Annotated in this window: 1 protein-coding gene; it reads right to left on the reverse strand. The window is 48.1% G+C overall.

Going from position 1 to position 1,052, the window contains the following annotated elements; all coding sequences use genetic code 11:
- Positions 1 to 587 (reverse strand): response regulator (locus tag EJP87_RS17040; protein ID WP_130473010.1); only part of this gene is annotated, 587 nt, incomplete at its 3' end.
- Positions 588 to 1,052 lie beyond the last annotated feature (465 nt).

Here is a 1,052-nt window from a genome sequence, read left to right on the forward strand (position 1 = left end):
GTTTGCAGATGTTCGGCCAGAGCTTTGACATAAAATTGAGTACGGCGAATATGGTTGCCGGTATCATTATCACGGGTCTCTGCCAGAGAGGCCATGGCCAGAATGGTAACATCCTGGATGGCTGCCAACTCTTGGGATCGTTTATTGATTTGCTGTTCCAGATAACTGTTTTGATCTTTGAGCTGTGCGGTTGCAGCCCGCAAACGCAGTTGACTGGCCACCCGGGCCAACAACACCGGTGGATTGACTGGCTTGCTGATAAAATCGACAGCTCCCATTTCCAGTCCGATTTTTTCATCTTCACTGCTGTTCATGGCGGTGAGAAAGATGATAGGAATCTCCCTGGTATCGGGATTGGCTTTCAGAGTTTGACAGACCTGATAGCCGGTGAGACCAGGCATCATAATGTCCAAAAGAATCAGATCTGGTGGGGGAACAGTGTGCACAATGCGAATGGCTTTTTCGCCATTATTGGCCACCTTGACCCGGTAGAGCTCCCGCAACAGACCAGACATCAAGGTCAGATTGTCCGGAGTATCGTCAACAACCAGAATGGTCGCCCTCTCTTGTGTTTCACTTTGCTCCATTGCGCCCCCCCTTCCCGAAACGGGTCAGGCCATAAAAGATGAAAAATGGCAGACAGTGCTACAATCCAGACCATCATTGCAGTAAATTGCATGGGATGATGTCTTAAACAAAACTGCGCTTTCAATCCATGGTACCAGTATTGCTGCTCTTCCTCCGATGAAGCGATTAAATCATCTTTGAGGAAGCTTTACCATGTAAAATTTATGCAATAATGTAAGCATGCAGCAAGATGGACTTCGATTTTGCTGGCATATTTTGCTAAAATCCCTATATTGGTAGGTGACGGATGAATATGAGCAGTAGGCAACAAACACCAGTCTAACTTTAGGAGATCTCCCATGAATGACCCCTCTTCCGAAACCCGGGCCTCTGTATGGGGTGGCAACACCTCAGCCAAAGAGAGTCCTGTGCAATTGGCAACCCCGATCTTTGAAGCGGTGAGCAAACCGTTGGCCGAACAAGGC

The organism is Candidatus Magnetaquicoccus inordinatus, assembly GCF_004217665.1.
Lineage (GTDB): Bacteria > Pseudomonadota > Magnetococcia > Magnetococcales > Magnetaquicoccaceae > Magnetaquicoccus > Magnetaquicoccus inordinatus.